General features: G+C 51.8%; 14 protein-coding genes and 1 riboswitch. Of the genes, 11 read left to right on the top strand and 3 right to left on the bottom strand.

The features are described 5' to 3' along the window. Nucleotides 1–86: 86 nt before the first annotated feature. Entirely contained in the window at nucleotides 87–1,460 is a 1,374-nt protein-coding gene (locus tag HNR75_RS05245) for an alanine/glycine:cation symporter family protein (protein WP_188025955.1), read from the bottom strand. A 90-nt stretch (nucleotides 1,461–1,550) separates the two neighbouring features. Continuing rightward, nucleotides 1,551–1,644, bottom strand: a riboswitch (glycine riboswitch). A gap of 372 nt (nucleotides 1,645–2,016) precedes the next feature. Here HNR75_RS05245 and yidA point away from each other — a divergent pair. Further along, nucleotides 2,017–2,823: a sugar-phosphatase gene (gene yidA, locus HNR75_RS05240; protein ID WP_188025954.1), complete on the top strand. Its 807-nt coding sequence runs from the start codon at nucleotides 2,017–2,019 to the stop codon at nucleotides 2,821–2,823. Between the two features lie 65 nt (nucleotides 2,824–2,888). Here the strand turns inward: yidA and nadC are convergent, their stop codons facing one another. Next, nucleotides 2,889–3,728 carry a carboxylating nicotinate-nucleotide diphosphorylase gene (gene nadC / locus HNR75_RS05235; RefSeq protein ID WP_188025953.1) on the bottom strand — a complete coding sequence of 280 codons (840 nt, stop codon included), beginning with the start codon at nucleotides 3,726–3,728 and terminating at the stop codon, nucleotides 2,889–2,891. Between the two features lie 108 nt (nucleotides 3,729–3,836). Here nadC and ampD point away from each other — a divergent pair, with 108 nt between their 5' ends. Beyond that, a complete protein-coding gene (ampD, locus tag HNR75_RS05230) occupies nucleotides 3,837–4,400 on the top strand; it encodes a 1,6-anhydro-N-acetylmuramyl-L-alanine amidase AmpD (protein ID WP_223157783.1) in 564 nt (187 codons plus the stop codon). Here ampD and garD read toward each other — a convergent pair whose 3' ends face one another. Continuing rightward, entirely contained in the window at nucleotides 4,401–5,966 is a 1,566-nt protein-coding gene (garD, locus tag HNR75_RS05225) for a galactarate dehydratase (RefSeq protein ID WP_188025952.1), read from the bottom strand. Between the two features lie 554 nt (nucleotides 5,967–6,520). Between garD and HNR75_RS05220 the strand changes: the two genes are divergently transcribed. The 9 genes from HNR75_RS05220 to aceE all read left to right on the top strand — a co-directional run bounded on the left by HNR75_RS05220 (nucleotide 6,521) and on the right by aceE (nucleotide 18,576). After that, entirely contained in the window at nucleotides 6,521–7,864 is a 1,344-nt protein-coding gene (locus HNR75_RS05220; protein WP_188025951.1) for an MFS transporter, read from the top strand. 13 nt (nucleotides 7,865–7,877) lie between these two features. Then, nucleotides 7,878–9,212, top strand: a complete 1,335-nt coding sequence (locus HNR75_RS05215; protein WP_188025950.1) for an enolase C-terminal domain-like protein — start codon at nucleotides 7,878–7,880, stop codon at nucleotides 9,210–9,212. Nucleotides 9,213–9,267: 55 nt separating this feature from the next. After that, a complete protein-coding gene (gene gudD / locus HNR75_RS05210; RefSeq protein ID WP_188025949.1) occupies nucleotides 9,268–10,605 on the top strand; it encodes a glucarate dehydratase in 1,338 nt (445 codons plus the stop codon). 54 nt (nucleotides 10,606–10,659) lie between these two features. Next, nucleotides 10,660–11,430: a 2-dehydro-3-deoxyglucarate aldolase gene (gene garL / locus HNR75_RS05205; protein WP_188025948.1), complete on the top strand. Its 771-nt coding sequence runs from the start codon at nucleotides 10,660–10,662 to the stop codon at nucleotides 11,428–11,430. An 87-nt stretch (nucleotides 11,431–11,517) separates the two neighbouring features. After that, entirely contained in the window at nucleotides 11,518–12,408 is an 891-nt protein-coding gene (gene garR, locus HNR75_RS05200) for a 2-hydroxy-3-oxopropionate reductase (protein ID WP_188025947.1), read from the top strand. A gap of 101 nt (nucleotides 12,409–12,509) precedes the next feature. Further along, complete coding sequence (locus tag HNR75_RS05195) at nucleotides 12,510–13,646, top strand: glycerate kinase (protein WP_188025946.1); 1,137 nt, start codon at nucleotides 12,510–12,512, stop codon at nucleotides 13,644–13,646. Between the two features lie 134 nt (nucleotides 13,647–13,780). Then, the gene (locus HNR75_RS05190; RefSeq protein WP_188025945.1) at nucleotides 13,781–14,941 is read left to right on the top strand and encodes a CdaR family transcriptional regulator; all 1,161 of its coding nucleotides are present in this window, start codon (nucleotides 13,781–13,783) and stop codon (nucleotides 14,939–14,941) included. A 161-nt stretch (nucleotides 14,942–15,102) separates the two neighbouring features. Then, nucleotides 15,103–15,861 carry a pyruvate dehydrogenase complex transcriptional repressor PdhR gene (pdhR, locus tag HNR75_RS05185; protein WP_188025944.1) on the top strand — a complete coding sequence of 253 codons (759 nt, stop codon included), beginning with the start codon at nucleotides 15,103–15,105 and terminating at the stop codon, nucleotides 15,859–15,861. 42 nt (nucleotides 15,862–15,903) lie between these two features. Further along, a complete protein-coding gene (aceE, locus tag HNR75_RS05180) occupies nucleotides 15,904–18,576 on the top strand; it encodes a pyruvate dehydrogenase (acetyl-transferring), homodimeric type (RefSeq protein ID WP_188025943.1) in 2,673 nt (890 codons plus the stop codon). The last annotated feature ends 2 nt before the right edge of the window (nucleotides 18,577–18,578 follow it).

Here is an 18,578-nt window from a genome sequence, read left to right as displayed (position 1 = left end):
TGTATATGAAAAACCCGGCTATCTGTGCCGGGTTTTTTGTTGCCATTTTTTAACCACCCCAGCATTACCTGAAGGTGGTTAACGGATTACATAGTGGCTTCCGTTTCGGCACTTCCGGTGTCGATATCTTTCGCGCTGAAATAGGCAAAAGTTTCGGCAGCAATGACATGACGCAAGCCAATCAGACCAATCAGGTTTGGAATTGCCATCAGGCCGTTGACGATGTCGGCAATGATCCAGATCAGATCCAGATGCAGCGTCGCACCGGCAGCAACCAGCAGGACGAAGACCCACCGGTAGCCTTTAATGGCTTTAACGCCCAGCAGATATTCGGTACACCGTTCACCGTAGTAGTTCCAGCCAATGATGGTGGTAAAGGCAAAGAACAACAGACCGATGTTAACCAGATAGAAGCCTAACTGGCTGCCGATACCCTGAGTAAACGCGAGGTTGGTCATGGCGGTGCCGGCAACTTCAGATTGCCATGCGCCGGTCAGCACCAGCGTAATGCCGGTCATGGTGCAGATGAGAATGGTATCGAAAAAGGTGCCGGTCATGCAGACCAGACCCTGTTCCACACAGGAGTTGGTTTTTGCCGCAGCGGCAGCAATAGGCGCTGAACCCAGACCTGATTCGTTAGAGAACACCCCGCGGGCCACACCCGCCTGCAATGCCAGCATCATAGTGGCACCGGCAAAACCACCGGTTGCTGCAGTCGAGGTAAAGGCGGCATTCAGGATCTGACTAATGACTTCTGGCAACTGTTCCGCGTGCAGATACATCACTCCCAGACAGGAGGTGATATACACCAGGGCCATGAATGGCACGATTTTGGTTGAAATGCGGGAGATGGACTGAATGCCACCCACCGTGATCAGCGCGACCAGCACAGCCAGGATCAGGCCAGTTGCCCATTTGGGTACATCAAAGGTGAGTTGAGCGGCATCGGCAATGGCATTGACCTGCGGGAAGGTGCCGATACCAAACAGCGCAACACCAATACCAAACAACGCGAATGCGCCCGCCAGAAATTTGCTGCCCAGGCCTTTTTCCAGATAGTACATCGGGCCGCCACTCATCTGACCGTTCGCGTCTTTCTGACGGTAGCGGACAGCCAGCAGGCCTTCGGCGTATTTTGTCGCCATGCCCAGAAAGGCAGCGATCCACATCCAGAAAATGGCGCCGGGACCACCCAGTTTTACTGCGGTAGCCACACCGACAATATTGCCGGTACCGATGGTGGCCGACAGGGCGGTACACAAGGCTGCGAAGCTGGATACATCGCCTTCTTTACCATCATGTTTCGGCGGGAAGAACACCAGTTTCAGTGCCAGTGGCAGGCGGATAACCTGCAGCAGGCCTAAACGGATAGTGAGATAAAGGCCGGTTCCCATCAGTAGCGCAAGCAGTGGTGGACCCCAGATAAAGTCATCAACGGCGGTAAGAAATGAATGAAGCATAGTTTTAAATATCCTCCTGAAACGAAGCTGTTCATTCGTGAAAGGAGGAGACAGGAACACCTACCCAGTGAGGATCACCAGATATGCTATTCCATCCCCTCTGTCCTTTTGCCTGAGAGTTTCAACCCTGACGGGTTTTGCTCCTTCGGCGCCCGATTTAACGGGTCTCTCCAGAGTATCGTCCAGTAGCAGTCCTCGCCTTGCGGCACCTGAAAGATTCACTTCTTCGGTGGATGTAGAACCATCCTCTCCTGCTACCTTCATCCGAACATTGGAAGGTAGATGCGGATCCTAAATAAAATCCCGGGATTTGTCTTCATATCAGCTGAAAAAATTACAAAATGATAATTTGCCTGAGGATTCAGCCTGAGATGATCCTCTGTTCGGTATTTAATTGGTCAGACTGGCATAAAAAACGTGTCAGGCAGGAAATGAGTCCGGTGGTTTATACATTAATCCGCTTAATTCATTTTCGATTAAAGATCGCGCTAATTTCGCTGAATGTAACCGGTTTATACGGTAAGATAAGTACAACTTTATTACTCCGGTGATGACGATGTATAAGCTGATTGCACTTGATATGGATGGCACGCTGTTGCGTGGTGATGGTTCGATTTCTGAGCGTACGAAAAGTGCGATTAAAGAAGCCCGGAAACAAGGGGTGAAAGTAGTACTGGCCTCCGGCCGGCCGCTGGAAGGGCTGGAGCGGTATCTGGAAGAGCTGGAGCTGACGACGCCGGAGGATTATGCGCTGAGTTATAACGGGGCGGTCATTAAGAATGTCGGCACCAGAGAAACGATCTGCAGTCAGCTGATCAGCGGTAAAGATGTGCAGGATGTGTATGCCATCAGCCAGCAGATTGGTGTGAACACGCATGCGTTTTCTACAGAGCTGGGTCTGATTTCTCCGAAGGTCAGTCATTACACGGCGCATGAGCGTGATATCAACGGCATTTCGCTGACATTGATTGACTATAACGAGTTGTCCGCCGATCACCCGATTGTGAAAGTGATGATGGTGGATGAGCCGGAAATTCTGTCTCCGGGTGTTGAACAGATCCCGGCAGAATATTATGAGCGTTTCACCGTGGTACGCAGCGCGCCGTTTTTCCTGGAAATTCTGAACAAGAACAGTAACAAGGGAAATGGTGTGTCCATGCTGGCCGACTATCTGGGTATCAAACCGGAAGAGGTGATCTGCGTGGGCGATGCGGGTAATGATGTGCACATGCTGGAATATGCCGGCTTGTCGGTCGCCATGGGTAATGCATTCGACGAGATCAAGGCGATTGCAGACTATGTGACGCACACCAACGAAGACGATGGTGTAGCACATGTGATTGAGAAGTTTATTCTTTCCTGATTATCGCCGATAAAACAGGACAGAGTTTAAGCCGTCTTTCCGATTTGGGAAGACGGCTTTTTTATTTACACAAAACGCATGGAAAGATCCATGGCGTGGGTGTGCTTGGTCAGGGCACCGACAGAAATGTAGTCCACGCCGGTTGCTGCATAGGTAGCGATGGTCTGCAGCGTCACGTTACCGGAAACTTCCAGCTTGGCTTTACCGGCGTTGATAGCAACTGCTTCACACATCATCGGGACTTCGAAGTTGTCCAGCATGATGATATCGGCATTGGCGTCCAGCGCCTGCTGCAGCTCATCCAGGTTTTCCACCTCGACTTCGACTTTCTTGCCCGGGTTCAGTTTACGAGCAGTCTCAATGGCCTGAGCAATACCACCACATGCCATGATGTGGTTTTCCTTGATCAGATAGGCATCGAACAGACCCATACGATGGTTAGTGCCACCGCCACAGGTCACGGCATATTTCAGTGCCGTACGCAGGCCCGGAATGGTTTTACGGGTATCCAGCAATTTGCATTGGGTACCGGCCAGTTTTTCCACATAAAGTGCGACGTTGCTGGAAACGCCGGACAGGGTCTGGATAAAGTTCAGTACGGAACGTTCACCAGTCAGCAGAATGCGCGCCGGACCATACAGACGAACCAGTTCCTGATTAGGCACAACATGGTCACCGTCTTTGACTTTCCACTCAATACGGACGTTACCGCCGAGTTGAGCAAAGACTTCTTCTGCCCAGGCTTTGCCACAGAACACGCCTTTTTCACGGGTGATCACATAGGCTTCTGCCTCTTTATCGGCAGGAATAAGTTGTGCGGTAATATCGGCATGCGCATCCAGTACGCCACCTAAATCTTCTTCCAGAGCGGCACGTACGGTGCGCTGAATATCAGTTTGCAACATGACAAGTCCTGTTGAATTAGCCGGATTTTCCGGTCGAAACAAAAAGATGTTGGATGTAAGCATACCATGTAGCATGCTCTGGCGCTAAAAGCAGAGAGGGAAACCGGTATGTGGCAGAAAAAGTGGTTGATAAATGAGCAAGGTTGGCTTGCTGAGGCCCGGCATTGTCCGTCACCGTTTTTTAATCAGCGCCCCGAAGGGGAGCCTGTTTCGTTGCTGGTGGTACATGGCATCAGCTTACCGCCGGGACAATTCGGTGGACCGCATATTGATGAATTGTTTACCGGAAAACTGGATCCACAGGCTCATCCGTATTTTGCCGAAATCGCGCATCTGCAGGTGTCGGCTCATTGCTTGATCCGCCGGGATGGGGAAGTGGTGCAGTATGTCGGTTTTCTGGATCGCGCCTGGCATGCCGGACGATCACAGTTTGATGGCCGTGAAAACTGTAATGACTTTGCGATAGGTATTGAGCTGGAAGGGACGGATGAAGGTGGGTATACCGAAGCGCAGTATCAGCAACTGGCGTTAGTCACCTTGGCGCTGCAGCAGCAGTATCCGGTGATCACGGCTGAACGGATCACGGGGCATTCGGATATTGCCCCGGGAAGAAAAACCGATCCGGGTCCTTCGTTTGACTGGGATCGGTATCGTCAGTTGTTGCAGTCGTGATCAGGTCACCGGAGCCGGGTTAAACACAGACAGTGCATTGAACAGGCCCCATTGATCCGACCATGGTTTCTTGCGGCCACTGGCAACATCAAGAATGAAGTGGAACACTTCCCAGCCCAGTTCTTCGATGGTCTTCTCGCCGGTGGCGACAGAGCCGGCATCAATATCGATCAGATCATGCCAGCGTTCAGCCAGTGAGCTGTGCGTCGACATTTTAATCACAGGCACTGCGGCTAAGCCATAAGGCGTTCCCCGACCCGTGGTGAAGACCTGTACGGTGATCCCGGAAGAGAGCTGTTGTGTGCCGCACACAAAGTCACTGGCCGGGGTTGCAGCGAAAATCAGTCCTTTTTTAGTTGGGCGCTGGCCTGGCGATAAGACTTCGACAATCGCTGAGCTGCCGGATTTGGCAATCGAGCCGAGCGCTTTTTCGACCACGTTGGCCAGACCACCTTTTTTGTTGCCGGGAGAGGGGTTGGCACTGCGGTCGGTTTTGCCGGTATCCAGATAATTGTCGTACCAAGCCATTTCGCGTAGTAAGGCTTTACCGACTTCTTCGTTGGCAGCACGTGGTGTCAGCAGGTGAATGGCGTCACGCACTTCGGTCACTTCGGAGAACATGACGGTCGCGCCACAGCGCACCAGCAAGTCTGCCGCATAACCAACGGATGGGTTGGCGGTCACACCGGAGAAGGCATCACTACCACCGCACTGTACACCGAGCACCAGTTCGGAAGCCGGGCAGGTTTCGCGTTTGCGCAGGTTCAGTTTTGCCAGCAGTTTTTCGGCCTGGCCGAGAATATCGTCAACCATGGCTTTAAAACCGACGTGAGCTTCGTCCTGCAGCATGATGATCTGGCTTTTATCGACGTTGATTTGTTCCAGCTCTTCATTTCCGGCCAGCAAGCGTTCCGGTTGCAGTTTTTCACAACCCAGCCCGACCACCAGTACTTCATTACCAAAATTCGGGTTCTTCGCCAGGTTGTGGATGGTACGGATCGGCACCACGGCAGCGGGAGCATTGATGGCGACACCACAGCCATATAAATGGTTCAGGGCCACGACACCGTCCACATTGGGATACTTGGGCAGTAAATCCCGTTCAATGATTCTCACGACGTAATCGACAACACCGGCGACACACTGCACGCTGGTGGTAATGCCCAGCATGTTTTTGGTACCGACACTGCCATCGGCGTTGCGGTAACCTTCAAAGGTATAACCTTCCAGCGGTGGTTGCGGTGCAGGGACTTTGGTGGCTAACGGCAGTGTTTCCAGTGCCGGAGCTTTAGGCAGATCAACCTGATGTTCGCTAATCCAGCCACCCTGTTGGATTGGTTCATTGGCATAACCGATGACTTCGCCATAACGAATGATGGCTTCACCTTGTGCAATTGCCTGTAATGCAACTTTATGTCCTTTAGGCACATGCTCGGTTAATGTTAATCCGCACGGGAACCGGCTGCCTTCAGGAAGACCGTTACTGTTAACGACAATCGCCACATTATCATCGGGATGCACCTTTATATAATGCGGCTGTGCATATGACTTATTGTTTGCAGACATATATTACCTTGTTATTAATTTGTTAATTGAAGCCCTGTTAAAAAATACGCTATTTGCTTTAGTCTGGCATTGTTGTTTTAAACAATATATGTGCTCTTGTTTGCTTATTATTTTGGTCAAATGACTCATAGATTGTGATATTAGGCATAAATCACTTTTTGTTTTTATTTTATAAAAAAGTGCAATATTTAAATTATAAAAATGTGATGTGTGATCTTATTTTTAAAGATAAAACCGGATTTTTAGTAAACCGGTTGCATTGATCATGTGGTTATCTGCTGTTTTGTGATCCATTCGCTAAATATTTGTGCTAATGCCAAGTATATTGCCGCTATTATTAATCATTGTTGTGTTTTTGCACGATGAACCTGCCACGCTGTCTATTTATACTTTTCCCCGAGTTGGACGTTTTGGTTTTGTTTGCTGTTGTGACGCAGTGAGTCTCCCGGCAATAAAAAAATCAAGTGGTAGTGTTCAATAACTTTGTTTGCCGGATTGCTTAATTAAGTTACTCAACATCTTTATAGCCTGAAGCTATAAACCGGGAGAATACAATGGAATCAGTAAATACAATGACTTTGGAGGCGGAAAAACGCACGAACGTCCGTTATTGGATTGTCGTGATGTTATTTATCGTCACCGCATTTAACTATGGCGATCGTGCGACCTTATCGATTGCCGGTGCATCCATGACCAAAGAATTAGGTCTGGATTCAGTTGGGATGGGATATGTCTTCTCGGCATTTTCCTGGGCCTATGTAATTGGCCAGATCCCGGGGGGATGGTTACTGGATCGCTTCGGTTCCAAGAAAGTTTACTTCTTCAGTATTTTGACCTGGTCCATATTTACCTTGTTACAAGGCTTCGTTGGTTCATTGGGTAGCGTTTCCAATGCAATTATCGGGTTATTTATTTTGCGTTTTATGGTTGGCCTGTGTGAATCACCTTCATTCCCGGGTAACAGCCGTATTGTGGCGGCCTGGTTCCCGGCGCAGGAACGTGGTACTGCAGTTTCTATCTTCAACTCCGCCCAGTATTTCGCGACCGTTATTTTCGCGCCAATCATGGGCTGGTTAACGCATGCTGTGGGCTGGTCACATGTGTTCTTCTTCATGGGTGGCTTAGGCATTCTGCTGAGTTTCGTGTGGCTGAAAGTCATTAAGAACCCGACCGAACATCCAAGCATGAACCGCGCTGAGCTGGAATATATTGAGAAAGGCGGTGCGCTGACCAATATGGACCATCAGGCCGCTAAAAGTAAGCTCACTATCTCTAAATGGGATGCGATCAAGCAGCTGCTGAAATCACGCATGATGATGGGTGTTTACTTAGGTCAATACTGTATCAACGCGCTGACTTACTTCTTCATTACCTGGTTCCCGGTTTATCTGGTACAGGAACGTGGTATGTCGATTCTGAAAGCGGGTTTCATTGCTTCCATCCCGGCTATCTGCGGTTTCACCGGTGGTGTACTGGGCGGCATTATCTCTGACTACATGCTGCGCCGTGGTTACAGCCTGACGCTGGCCCGTAAAACACCAATCGTATTAGGCATGATGCTCTCTATGTCGATGGTGATTTGTAACTACGTTGATTCGGAAATGATGGTCATCATCGTGATGGCGGCGGCGTTCTTCGGTAAAGGCGTGGGCGCACTGGGCTGGGCTGTAATGGCAGATACCGCGCCGAAAGAGATCAGTGGTCTGAGCGGCGGTCTGTTCAACATGTTCGGTAACATCTCCGGTATCGTTACTCCGATTGCGATTGGCTACATTATCAAATCAACAGGTTCATTCAACGGTGCGCTGGTTTATGTCGGTCTGCATGCTCTGTTGGCGATTATCAGCTTCGTCTTCATTGTCGGTACCATCAAACGTATTGAACTGAAAGCAGCATAAGCGAGGCAGAGTCATGAGTATGTCTACTACCCCGGTTATTACATCCATGCAGGTTATCCCGGTTGCCGGTCATGACAGCATGCTGATGAACATCGGTGGTGCACACGGTGCCTACTTCACTCGTAACATCGTCATTCTGAAAGACAACGCCGGAAACACCGGCGTTGGTGAGGCGCCGGGCGGTGAAGTGATTTACAAGACGCTGGTGGATGCGATTCCCCACGTTGAAGGCAAACAGATTGCGGTACTGAACAAGATTGTCAGCCAGATGCACGCCGGCAATATGGGTTCCGATTTTGAAACCTTCGGTAAAGGTGCCTGGACATTTGAACTGCGTGTCAACGCGGTAGCAGCACTGGAAGCGGCGTTGCTGGACCTGATGGGTAAATTCCTGAATGTACCGGTCTGCGAATTGCTGGGCCCGGGCAAGCAGCGTGATGAAGTCACCGTCTTGGGTTACCTGTTCTACATCGGTGATCGTCAGGCAACAGATTTGCCTTATCAGGCACCGGAAACCGGCAAACATGACTGGTATCGCCTGCGCCATGAAAAAGCGATGGATACCAATTCCGTACTGGAACTGGCAGCAGCGGCGAAAGACCGTTACGGCTTCAAGGATTTCAAACTGAAAGGCGGTGTACTGGCCGGTGAAGATGAAATTGAAACTGTGACGGCACTGGCGAAACGCTTCCCGGATGCCCGAATTACGGTTGATCCGAACGGTGCGTGGTTGCTGGAAGATGCCATCCGTCTGTGCAAAGGCATGAAAGGTATTCTGGCGTATGCCGAAGATCCGTGCGGCGCAGAACAGGGCTTCTCCGGTCGTGAAATCATGGCGGAATTCCGTCGTGCTACCGGTCTGCCGGTCGCGACCAACATGATCGCTACCAACTGGCGTGAAATGGCGCATACCGTGATGCTGAACGCCATCGATATTCCGCTGGCTGATCCGCACTTCTGGACCCTGACCGGTGCGGTACGTGTCGCGCAGCTGTGCAATGACTGGGGTCTGACCTGGGGTTGTCATTCCAACAACCACTTCGATATCTCGCTGGCGATGTTCACGCAGGTGGGTGCGGCGGTGCCGGGTAATCCGACCGCGATTGATACGCACTGGATCTGGCAGGAAGGTCAGCATCTGACCAAAGAGCCGCTGCAAATCGTCGATGGCAAGATTGCAGTTCCTGATAAACCGGGTCTGGGTGTCGAGCTGGATATGGATCAGGTGATGAAAGCGCACGAGCTGCATAAAAAGCTGCCAACCGGTGCGCGTAACGATGCCATGGCGATGCAGTATCTGATCCCTGGCTGGAAGTTTGATCGCAAGCGTCCTTGCATGATCCGTTAATCAATTTAATACCGGACTCTCAAACGGGAGTCTGTTCTTGGATGGAGATTTAAAGATGAGTTTTTCTACAGCCCCTGTAGTCACTGAAATGCAGGTTATCCCGGTTGCGGGCCACGATTGTATGCTGATGAACCTGAGTGGTGCGCACGGCCCATTCTTCACCCGTAACATCGTTGTCATGAAAGACAGCGCGGGCCACACCGGTCTGGGTGAAGTGCCGGGCGGCGAAAAAATCCGTCAGACACTGGAAGATTCCAAAGCGCTGATCATCGGTAAATCACTGGGTGAATACAAAAACATCATGACCCGCATGCACAAAGAGTTTGCGGATCGTGACTCTGGTGGCCGTGGTTTACAGACATTCGATCTGCGTACCGCGATCCATGCGGTGACTGCGGTGGAATCAGCGATGCTGGACCTGCTGGGTCAGTTCCTGAATGTGCCAATCTGTGCGCTGCTGGGCGATGGTCAGCAACGTGATGCGGTGGAAATGCTGGGTTACCTGTTCTTCGTGGGTGATCGCAAGAAAACCGATCTGCCATACCTGAGCAACGAAAACGCAAGCTGCAACTGGTATCGCGTACGTCACGAAGAAGCGATGGATCCGGAAGGTGTGGTGCGTCTGGCAGAAGCCGCGTACGAAAAATACGGCTTCAACGATTTCAAACTGAAAGGTGGCGTACTGAGCGCGGATGCTGAAGCGGATGCGGTGACTGCACTGGCAAAACGTTTCCCGGAAGCTCGTGTGACACTTGACCCGAACGGTGCATGGTCACTGGAGGAGGCGATCCGTGTTGGTAAACGCCTGAAAGGTGTGCTGGCTTACGCAGAAGATCCATGTGGCGCAGAGCAGGGCTTCTCTGGTCGTGAAGTAATGGCGGAATTCCGTCGTGCGACCGGTCTGCCAACAGCGACCAACATGATCGCTACCGACTGGCGTCAGATGGGCCATTCTGTACAACTGAATTCTGTGGACATTCCGCTGGCGGATCCACATTTCTGGACCATGCAGGGTTCTGTCCGTGTGGCGCAGATGTGTCACGAATGGGGTCTGACCTGGGGTTCACACTCTAACAACCACTTCGATATATCTCTGGCGATGTTCACTCAGGTGGCTGCGGCTGCGCCTGGCAACATCACCGCGATTGACACCCACTGGATCTGGCAGGAAGGCATTGACCGCCTGACCAAAGAAGCGCCGGAAATTAAAGGCGGCCTGGTGAAAGTGCCGGAAAAACCAGGTCTGGGTGTGGATGTGGACATGGAACAGGTGCTGAAAGCGCATGAGCTGTACAAGTCACAAGCCCTGAATGCGCGTGATGACTCTATCGGTATGCAGTATCTGATCCCTGGCTGGAAGTTTGATAACAAACGTCCTTGCATGGTGCGTTAATTTGTCGTCAGGAGCAGGCGAGTTGCCTGCTCCGAACAACTCAAGGAAATGAACATGAACAAGCAGTACATACCCAATCAGCTTCGTAAAAGCCTTCAGAATCAGACCGTACAGATTGGGTGCTGGTCCGCATTAGCGAATCCGATTTCTACCGAAGTATTAGGTCTGGCCGGTTTTGACTGGATTCTGCTGGACGGTGAACATGCCCCGAACGACATTTCCACCTTCATCCCGCAGCTGATGGCGCTGAAAGACAGCAGCAGCCAGCCGGTGGTGCGTCCACCAGTGAATGAGCCAGTGACCATCAAACGTCTGCTGGATATCGGTTTCTACAATCTGCTGATCCCATTCATTGAATCAGCAGAAGATGCCAAACAGGCCGTAGCGTCTACCCGCTATCCACCTGCCGGTATCCGTGGTGTTTCCGTTGCGCACCGTAACAACGCTTACGGCACCATGCCGGACTACTTCGCCACCATCAATGACAACATCAGCGTGATCGCGCAGATCGAAACGCAGAAATCAGTCGATAACATCGACGAAATCGCGGCGGTGGACGGTGTGGATTGCCTGTTTATCGGCCCTGGCGATCTCTCTGCCGGCATGGGCTATATCGGTCAGCCGGGTCATCCTGAAGTGCAGAAAGCCATCAAGTATGTGTTTGACCGTGCGAAAGCCCATGGCAAAGCCAGCGGTATTCTGGCACCGAACGAAAATGATGCCCGCCGTTACATGGAGTGGGGCGCCACTTTCGTTGCGGTTGGCAGTGATCTCGGTGTGTTCCGTAGCGCAACACAAGCATTATGCGACAAATTCAAGAAGTAACTATTCGACGTTTACCCAGACTGGGGAATATGCCCCGTCTGAGTGAACGGTTGAATGAGCTGCAACAGTATCAAGAAGGAAAAGAAAATGAGTCTGAAAATCGGTTTTATTGGTCTGGGGATTATGGGCAAACCAATGAGCAAAAACCTGCTGAAAGCCGGTTATTCATTGGTAGTTTCTGATCTGAATCAGGTTGCAGTTGGCGAGCTGATTGAAGCGGGCGCCAAAGCGGCAAAAAGCCCGAAAGAAGTAGCGGAACAGGTTGATATCGTGATCACCATGCTGCCGAACTCCCCACACGTGAAAACCGTAGTGCTGGGTCAAAACGGCGTGATCGAAGGTGCGAACAAAAACACCATCGTGGTGGATATGAGTTCGATTGCGCCACTGGCGAGCCGTGAAATCGCTGCTGAACTGGCGAAAAAAGGCGTTGTCATGCTGGATGCGCCGGTATCCGGCGGTGAGCCAAAAGCCATTGACGGCACCCTGTCTGTGATGGTCGGTGGTGACAAGGCAGTCTTCGATAAATGCTATGACGTGCTGAAAGCGATGGCAGGCTCTGTGGTTCACACCGGTGATATCGGTGCGGGCAACGTGACCAAACTGGCAAACCAGGTAGTCGTAGCGCTGAACATCGCCGCACTGTCTGAAGCTATGTCACTGGCCACCAAAGCGGGTGTGAGCCCGGATCTGGTGTTCCAGGCGATCCGTGGTGGTCTGGCTGGCAGCACCGTGATGGAAGCGAAAGCGCCAATGATCATGGATCGTAATTTCAAACCGGGTTTCCGTATCGATCTGCACATCAAAGATCTGGCGAACGCGCTGGATACCTCACACGGCGTTGGCGCATCACTGCCACTGACTGCCGCTGTCATGGAAATGATGCAGGCATTGAAAACCGATGGCATGGGCGAATGTGACCACAGTGCACTGGCCCGCTACTACGAAAAACTGGCAAAAGTAGAGATTTCTCGTTAAGGGAAAAAAACAGCCCGGTGCGACCGTACCCCAGCACCGGGCTGACTCTGATGCCGTAGATGAATGACCGAGGACGCGATTATTTCGCGAAGTAGTGAATTATGAAGATAGTCATTGCCCCCGATTCGTACAAGGAAAGTCTGAGCGCTATGGATGTGGCCACTCAGATTGAGGCTGGATTTCGCGAAATCTATCCGGATGCGGAATATGTCAAACTGCCGGTTGCCGATGGTGGCGAAGGCACCGTTGAAGCCATGGTCGCAGCAACCGGTGGTCGTAAGATCAATGTCAGTGTGACTGGTCCGACCGGTAAACCCGTGATGGCCCATTTTGGTCTTACCGGCAATCAGCAATGTGCTGTGATCGAGATGGCTTCCGCCAGTGGTCTGGAGTGTATTCCGCCGGAAGAACGTAATCCGCTGATTACCACCAGTTATGGTACCGGTGAGCTGATCCGGGCGGCCTTGGATCTCGGGGTAACCGAATTCATCATCGGTCTGGGTGGCAGTGCCACCAACGATGGTGGTGCCGGCATGCTGCAGGCGCTGGGAATTCACCTGCTGGATAAATCCGGCCATAATATCGGAAAAGGCGGACAATGCCTGTCTGAGCTGGAATATGTCGATGTGTCCGGCATGGATCCGCGTCTGAAAGATTGCCGCATCACGGTGGCCTGTGATGTGACCAACCCGCTGACCGGTCCGCAGGGCGCTTCCGCCATTTTCGGGCCGCAAAAAGGGGCCAATCCCGCCATGGTGCGTTTTCTGGATGAAAATCTGAAGCACTATGCCGAGGTGATCGCCCGTCAGACCGGCAAGGATGTGGAATTTGCGCCGGGTGCCGGGGCTGCGGGTGGCCTGGGTGCCGCACTGCTGGCTTTCCTGAATGCCGAACTGCGTTCCGGTATTGATATCGTCACCGAAGCCGTGGGACTGGAAAAAGCCATCATTGATGCTGATCTGGTGATCACCGGAGAAGGGCGTATTGATAGCCAGAGTATTAAAGGCAAGGTGCCGGTCGGCGTGGCTAAACTGGCCAAACGGTATAACAAACCTGTCATCGGTATTGCCGGCAGTTTGAGCAGCGATGTCGCTGTCGTGTATGAACACGGTCTGGACTGTGTGTTCAGCGTGCTGAATAAAGTCTGCACACTGGAAGATGCGCTGAGCAATGCCGCTGAAAATGTGCGTCTCACCGCCCGCAATATTGCCGCTACTTTAAAGTTGTTACCGTGCTGATCTAGCCGGTGCTCATAATTGTGACAGTGCATTGCAACAAGCTGTCACAATTGTGATCCATTCGATTTTGTGCATTTGACCAATCTACTATCGTAAGCGCCTGTTATGGCTGTTCTGCTTGCGAAGGCTTATCCATGTTTAATAAATTTCTCGACTCCCGTCTGGCACAGGAAATCGTTGCCCGTACCATGCGTATTATTGACTGCAACGTCAATATCATGGATTCCAAAGGTTACATCATCGGTAGTGGCGATCCGGAGCGTATTGGTGAATTGCACGAAGGTGCACTGCTGGCCCTGTCGCATGGCCGTATGGTGGAGATTGATTCCAACCTGGTGAAACATCTGCAGGGGGTTAAACCCGGTATCAACCTGCCAATGCGCATTGATGGCCAGATTGTCGGGATCATCGGTCTGACCGGCGAGCCCTCCCAATTGCAGCAATTCGGTAAGCTGGTCTGCATGACCGCGGAAATGATGCTGGAACAGGCCCGGTTGTTGTCCATGCTGGCACAGGACAGCCGTCTGCGTGAAGAGCTGGTGCTGAATCTGATCCGCTCTGAATCGCTCTCGTCGGATCAGATTGAATGGGCGCAGCGCCTGGGGATCGATCTGAATTTGCCGCGCGTAGCGGCCGTGATTGAAATCGACAGTGGACAGCTCGGGGTCGATACCGCCATCTCGGAATTGCAGCAACTGCAGAACCTGCTGAATACGCCGGAAAAGCAGAATCTGGTGGCAACCGTATCGCTGACGGAAATCGTGGTACTGAAACCGGCACTGGGCAATGCCGGCCGCTGGGATTCGGCCCGGCTGAAAAAACAGATCGATACGCTGCTGGCTAACATGAGCATGTCCGGCGGACTTAAATTACGTATCGCACTGGGTAACTACTTCAGCGGCGATGGCAGCATCGCCCGTTCGTACCGTACAGCCTGCACCACCTTACAGATTGGCAAGCTCTATTACCCGGAACAACGCAGTTACAACTATCAGGATCTGATGTTACCAGTGCTGCTGGACAGCCTGCGTGGTAGCTGGCAAACCAGTGAGTTGGTCAGACCTATGCAAAAACTGAAGGTGATGGACACCAATGGCCTGTTGCGACGCACCTTAATGGCCTGGTTCAAGCACAATGTACAGCCTATCGCGACCGCAAAAGCGCTTTATATTCATAGGAATACCCTTGAGTACCGTCTGAATCGCATTGCGGAGCTGACCGGGCTGGATCTAAAGGAAAATTTTGACGATCGCTTGCTGCTGTATATCGCGCTGCAACTGGATGAAACGACCTGATTTAACCATTTGTTAATGGCCTGTTATCGTTTGGTCATACCTTAGAGAAAATATTCCGCTGTTTTTTGATTTTAGTCAGATAATTCGTGGACAGTTGTTAATGATTTTGCTAATTTGTTTAACAATTCGTTTATTGGTAATACCAAGTTAACAAATTTCACATGACTGAATACAAACCAACCCAGCCAAAACTGTCTGACAGCATTGTTGCCGAACTGGAACAGATGATTGTCGACGGCACTTTGCAACCTGGCCAGAAGTTGTTGCCAGAGCGTGAGCTGGCTGTACAGTTCGGGGTTTCCCGACCTTCTCTGCGTGAAGCAATCCAGCGTCTGGAAGCTCGTGGGTTGCTCTATCGCCGTCAGGGTGGTGGTACCTACGTCAAGAGCGAACTGAACCGTGGATTGTCAGACCCTTTCTTCGAATTACTGGCCAATCATCCCGGTTCCCAATTCGATCTCCTTGAATTCCGTCATGTTCTCGAAGGCGTCGCGGCCTATTACGCCGCGCTTCGGGGGAATGAAGCCGACTTTGCTCACATGCGCGAGCTACAGAATGATATCGAACAAGCACAGACCAGCGGTAATGTCGCCGCCGAAGCCAAGGCTGTGTCTGCCTTTTATCTCGCCATGACAGAAGCCTCGCATAACGTGGTGTTGTTACACCTGATGCGGGCCATCCGGGAGTTACTGGAACGTAACATTCTCGGCAATCTTGAAGTACTGAATCAGCGTCCGGGGGTGGTTAACCGGATCCGTCGTCACAGGTCAGACCTGATTGCGGCGATCCTGGCAGGCCACCCAGAACAGGCCAGAGATGCTTGCCATGAGCACCTGGCTTTTATCGAGGATACCCTGCTGGATATACAGCGGGAGGACGAGCGAGCGCAACGTCCTTCGCGGCAGATCCATCAAGGCTAGCCTTACAAACCAACATGCAGTCAACAAACACAGGAAACAGCCATGTCTGAACTCCTTAAACATGATGTGGACCCGGTAGAAACTCAGGAGTGGTTAACCGCCCTGGAATCACTGCTGCGGGAAGAAGGTCCGGAACGTGCTCAATACATTCTGGATCAATTGTCATCAGCAGCCAGCAAAGCAGGTTTAGCTGCAGGCACTGGTACTGGTGGTAAGGTGCTGACCGACTATATCAATACCATTGCAGCCAGCGATGAACCGGCCTACCCAGGCAAATTAGAGCTGGAACAACGTATCCGCGCAATTATCCGCTGGAACGCGGTGATGATCGTATTGCGTGCATCGAAGAAAGGCTTGGAGCTGGGCGGACACATGTCCTCTTTCGCTTCTTCTGCCACAATTTACGATGTGTGCTTCAACCATTTCTTCCGTGCGCGTAACGAGAAAGATGGCGGTGACCTGGTTTACTTCCAGGGTCATATCGCCCCGGGTATCTACGCACGTGCGTTTGCTGAAGGCCGTCTGACTGAAGAGCAGCTGGATAACTTCCGTCAGGAAGTGGATGGCAAAGGTCTGTCCTCTTATCCGCATCCGAAACTGATGCCGGAGTTCTGGCAGTTCCCGACCGTATCTATGGGTTTAGGCCCGGTTGGTGCGATCTATCAGGCGCGTTTCCTGAAATACCTGACCAACCGCGGTATCAAAGACTGTTCCCAGCAGAAAGTGTACGCCTTCCTGGGTGACGGTGAGATGGACGAGCCGGAATCAAAAGGCGCGATCACCATCGCTGTGCGCGAGAAGCTGGATAACCTGATCTTTGTTATCAACTGCAACCTGCAGCGTCTGGATGGTCCGGTTATTGGTAACGGTAAAGTAGTCAACGAATTGGAAGGTATCTTCGGCGGCGCAGGCTGGGATGTCATCAAGGTTATGTGGGGCTCCAAGTGGGATGAGCTGCTGAAGAAAGATACTTCCGGCAAACTGATCCAGCTGATGAATGAAACCCTGGACGGTGACTACCAGACCTTCAAGTCCAAAAATGGTGCTTATGTCCGTCAACACTTCTTCGGTAAATATCCGGAAACCGCCGCGCTGGTGGCTGACTGGACCGACGAGCAGATCTTCGCACTGAAACGTGGTGGTCATGACCCACGTAAACTGTTTGCGGCATTCCAGAAAGCCTCAGAAGCGAAAGACAAACCAACTGTGATCCTGGCGCATACCATCAAAGGTTACGGCATGGGTGAAGCAGCTGAAGGCAAAAACATTGCGCATCAGGTCAAGAAGATGGATATGGATTCTATCCGTCATCTGCGTGATCACTTCTTCGTGCCAGTGGATGATGCACATCTGAAAGATCTGCCTTATCTGAAAATCGAAGAAGGTTCAGAAGAATACAAATATCTGCACGAACGTCGTCAGGCGCTGAAGGGCTATCTGCCAACTCGTCTGCCTCAGACTACCGTGAAACTGGATATTCCTGAGCTGTCAGCGTTTGATGCGCTGCTGGGTGAGCAGACCCGTGAAATTTCGACCACCATGGCGTTTGTCCGCAGCCTGAACGTGCTGCTGAAAGACAAATCCGTGGGTCAGCGTCTGGTGCCAATTCTGGCAGACGAAGCCCGTACCTTTGGTATGGAAGGTCTGTTCCGTCAGATCGGTATCTACAGCCCGCACGGTCAGCAGTACATCCCGCAGGATAAAGAGATCGTTTCCTACTACAAGGAAGATCAGAAAGGACAGATCCTGCAGGACGGTATCAATGAACTGGGCGCTATGTCTTCATGGCTGGCGGCGGCAACGTCTTACAGCACCAACGACTGCCCGATGATCCCGTTCTATATCTACTACTCTATGTTCGGATTCCAGCGTATCGGCGATCTGGCATGGGCAGCGGGTGACCAGCAGGCGCGTGGCTTCCTGGTAGGCGGTACTTCCGGCCGTACCACACTGAACGGCGAAGGTCTGCAGCACGAAGACGGTCACAGCCATATTCTGGCTGGCACCATCCCGAACTGCGTCAGCTACGATCCATCGTTCGTGTATGAAGTCGCGGTGATTATTCAGGACGGTCTGCGTCGTATGTACGGTGACAATCCGGAAAACATCTACTACTACATCACCACACTGAACGAAAACTATCATCACCCGGCGATGCCTGCTGGTGCTGAAGAAGGTATCCGTAAAGGTATCTACAAACTGGAATCCAACGCCGGTGCGAAGGGCCAGGTTCAGCTGATGGGTTGTGGTTCAATTCTGAACTATGCGCGTCGTGCCGGTAAGATCCTGGCAGACGAATACGGTATCGGTTCTGATGTGTACAGCGTCACCAGCTTCAACGAGCTGGCACGTGATGGTCAGGATGCAGATCGTTACAACATGCTGCATCCGGAAGCGGAAGCCAAAGTGCCATATATCGCTCAGGTGATGGGTACTGCGCCGGCTATCGCCGCGACCGACTACATGAAAGCATATGCCGAACAGGTACGTAACTTTGTACCGGCAAGCAGCTTCCGTGTATTGGGTACTGATGGTTTCGGTCGCTCAGACAGCCGCGAAAACCTGCGTCGTCACTTCGAAGTGAACGAAGGTTACATCGTTGTCGCTGCACTGACTGAACTGGCGAAACAAGGCACCGTAGACAAGAAAGTAGTGGCAGAAGCCATTGCGAAATACGGTATCGATGCTGACAAGATCAACCCGCTGTACGCATAAGG

Source organism: Tolumonas osonensis (genome assembly GCF_014202415.1).
In the GTDB taxonomy this organism is placed as follows: domain Bacteria; phylum Pseudomonadota; class Gammaproteobacteria; order Enterobacterales; family Aeromonadaceae; genus Tolumonas; species Tolumonas osonensis.
This window is presented reverse-complemented; position numbering and strand designations above follow the sequence as displayed.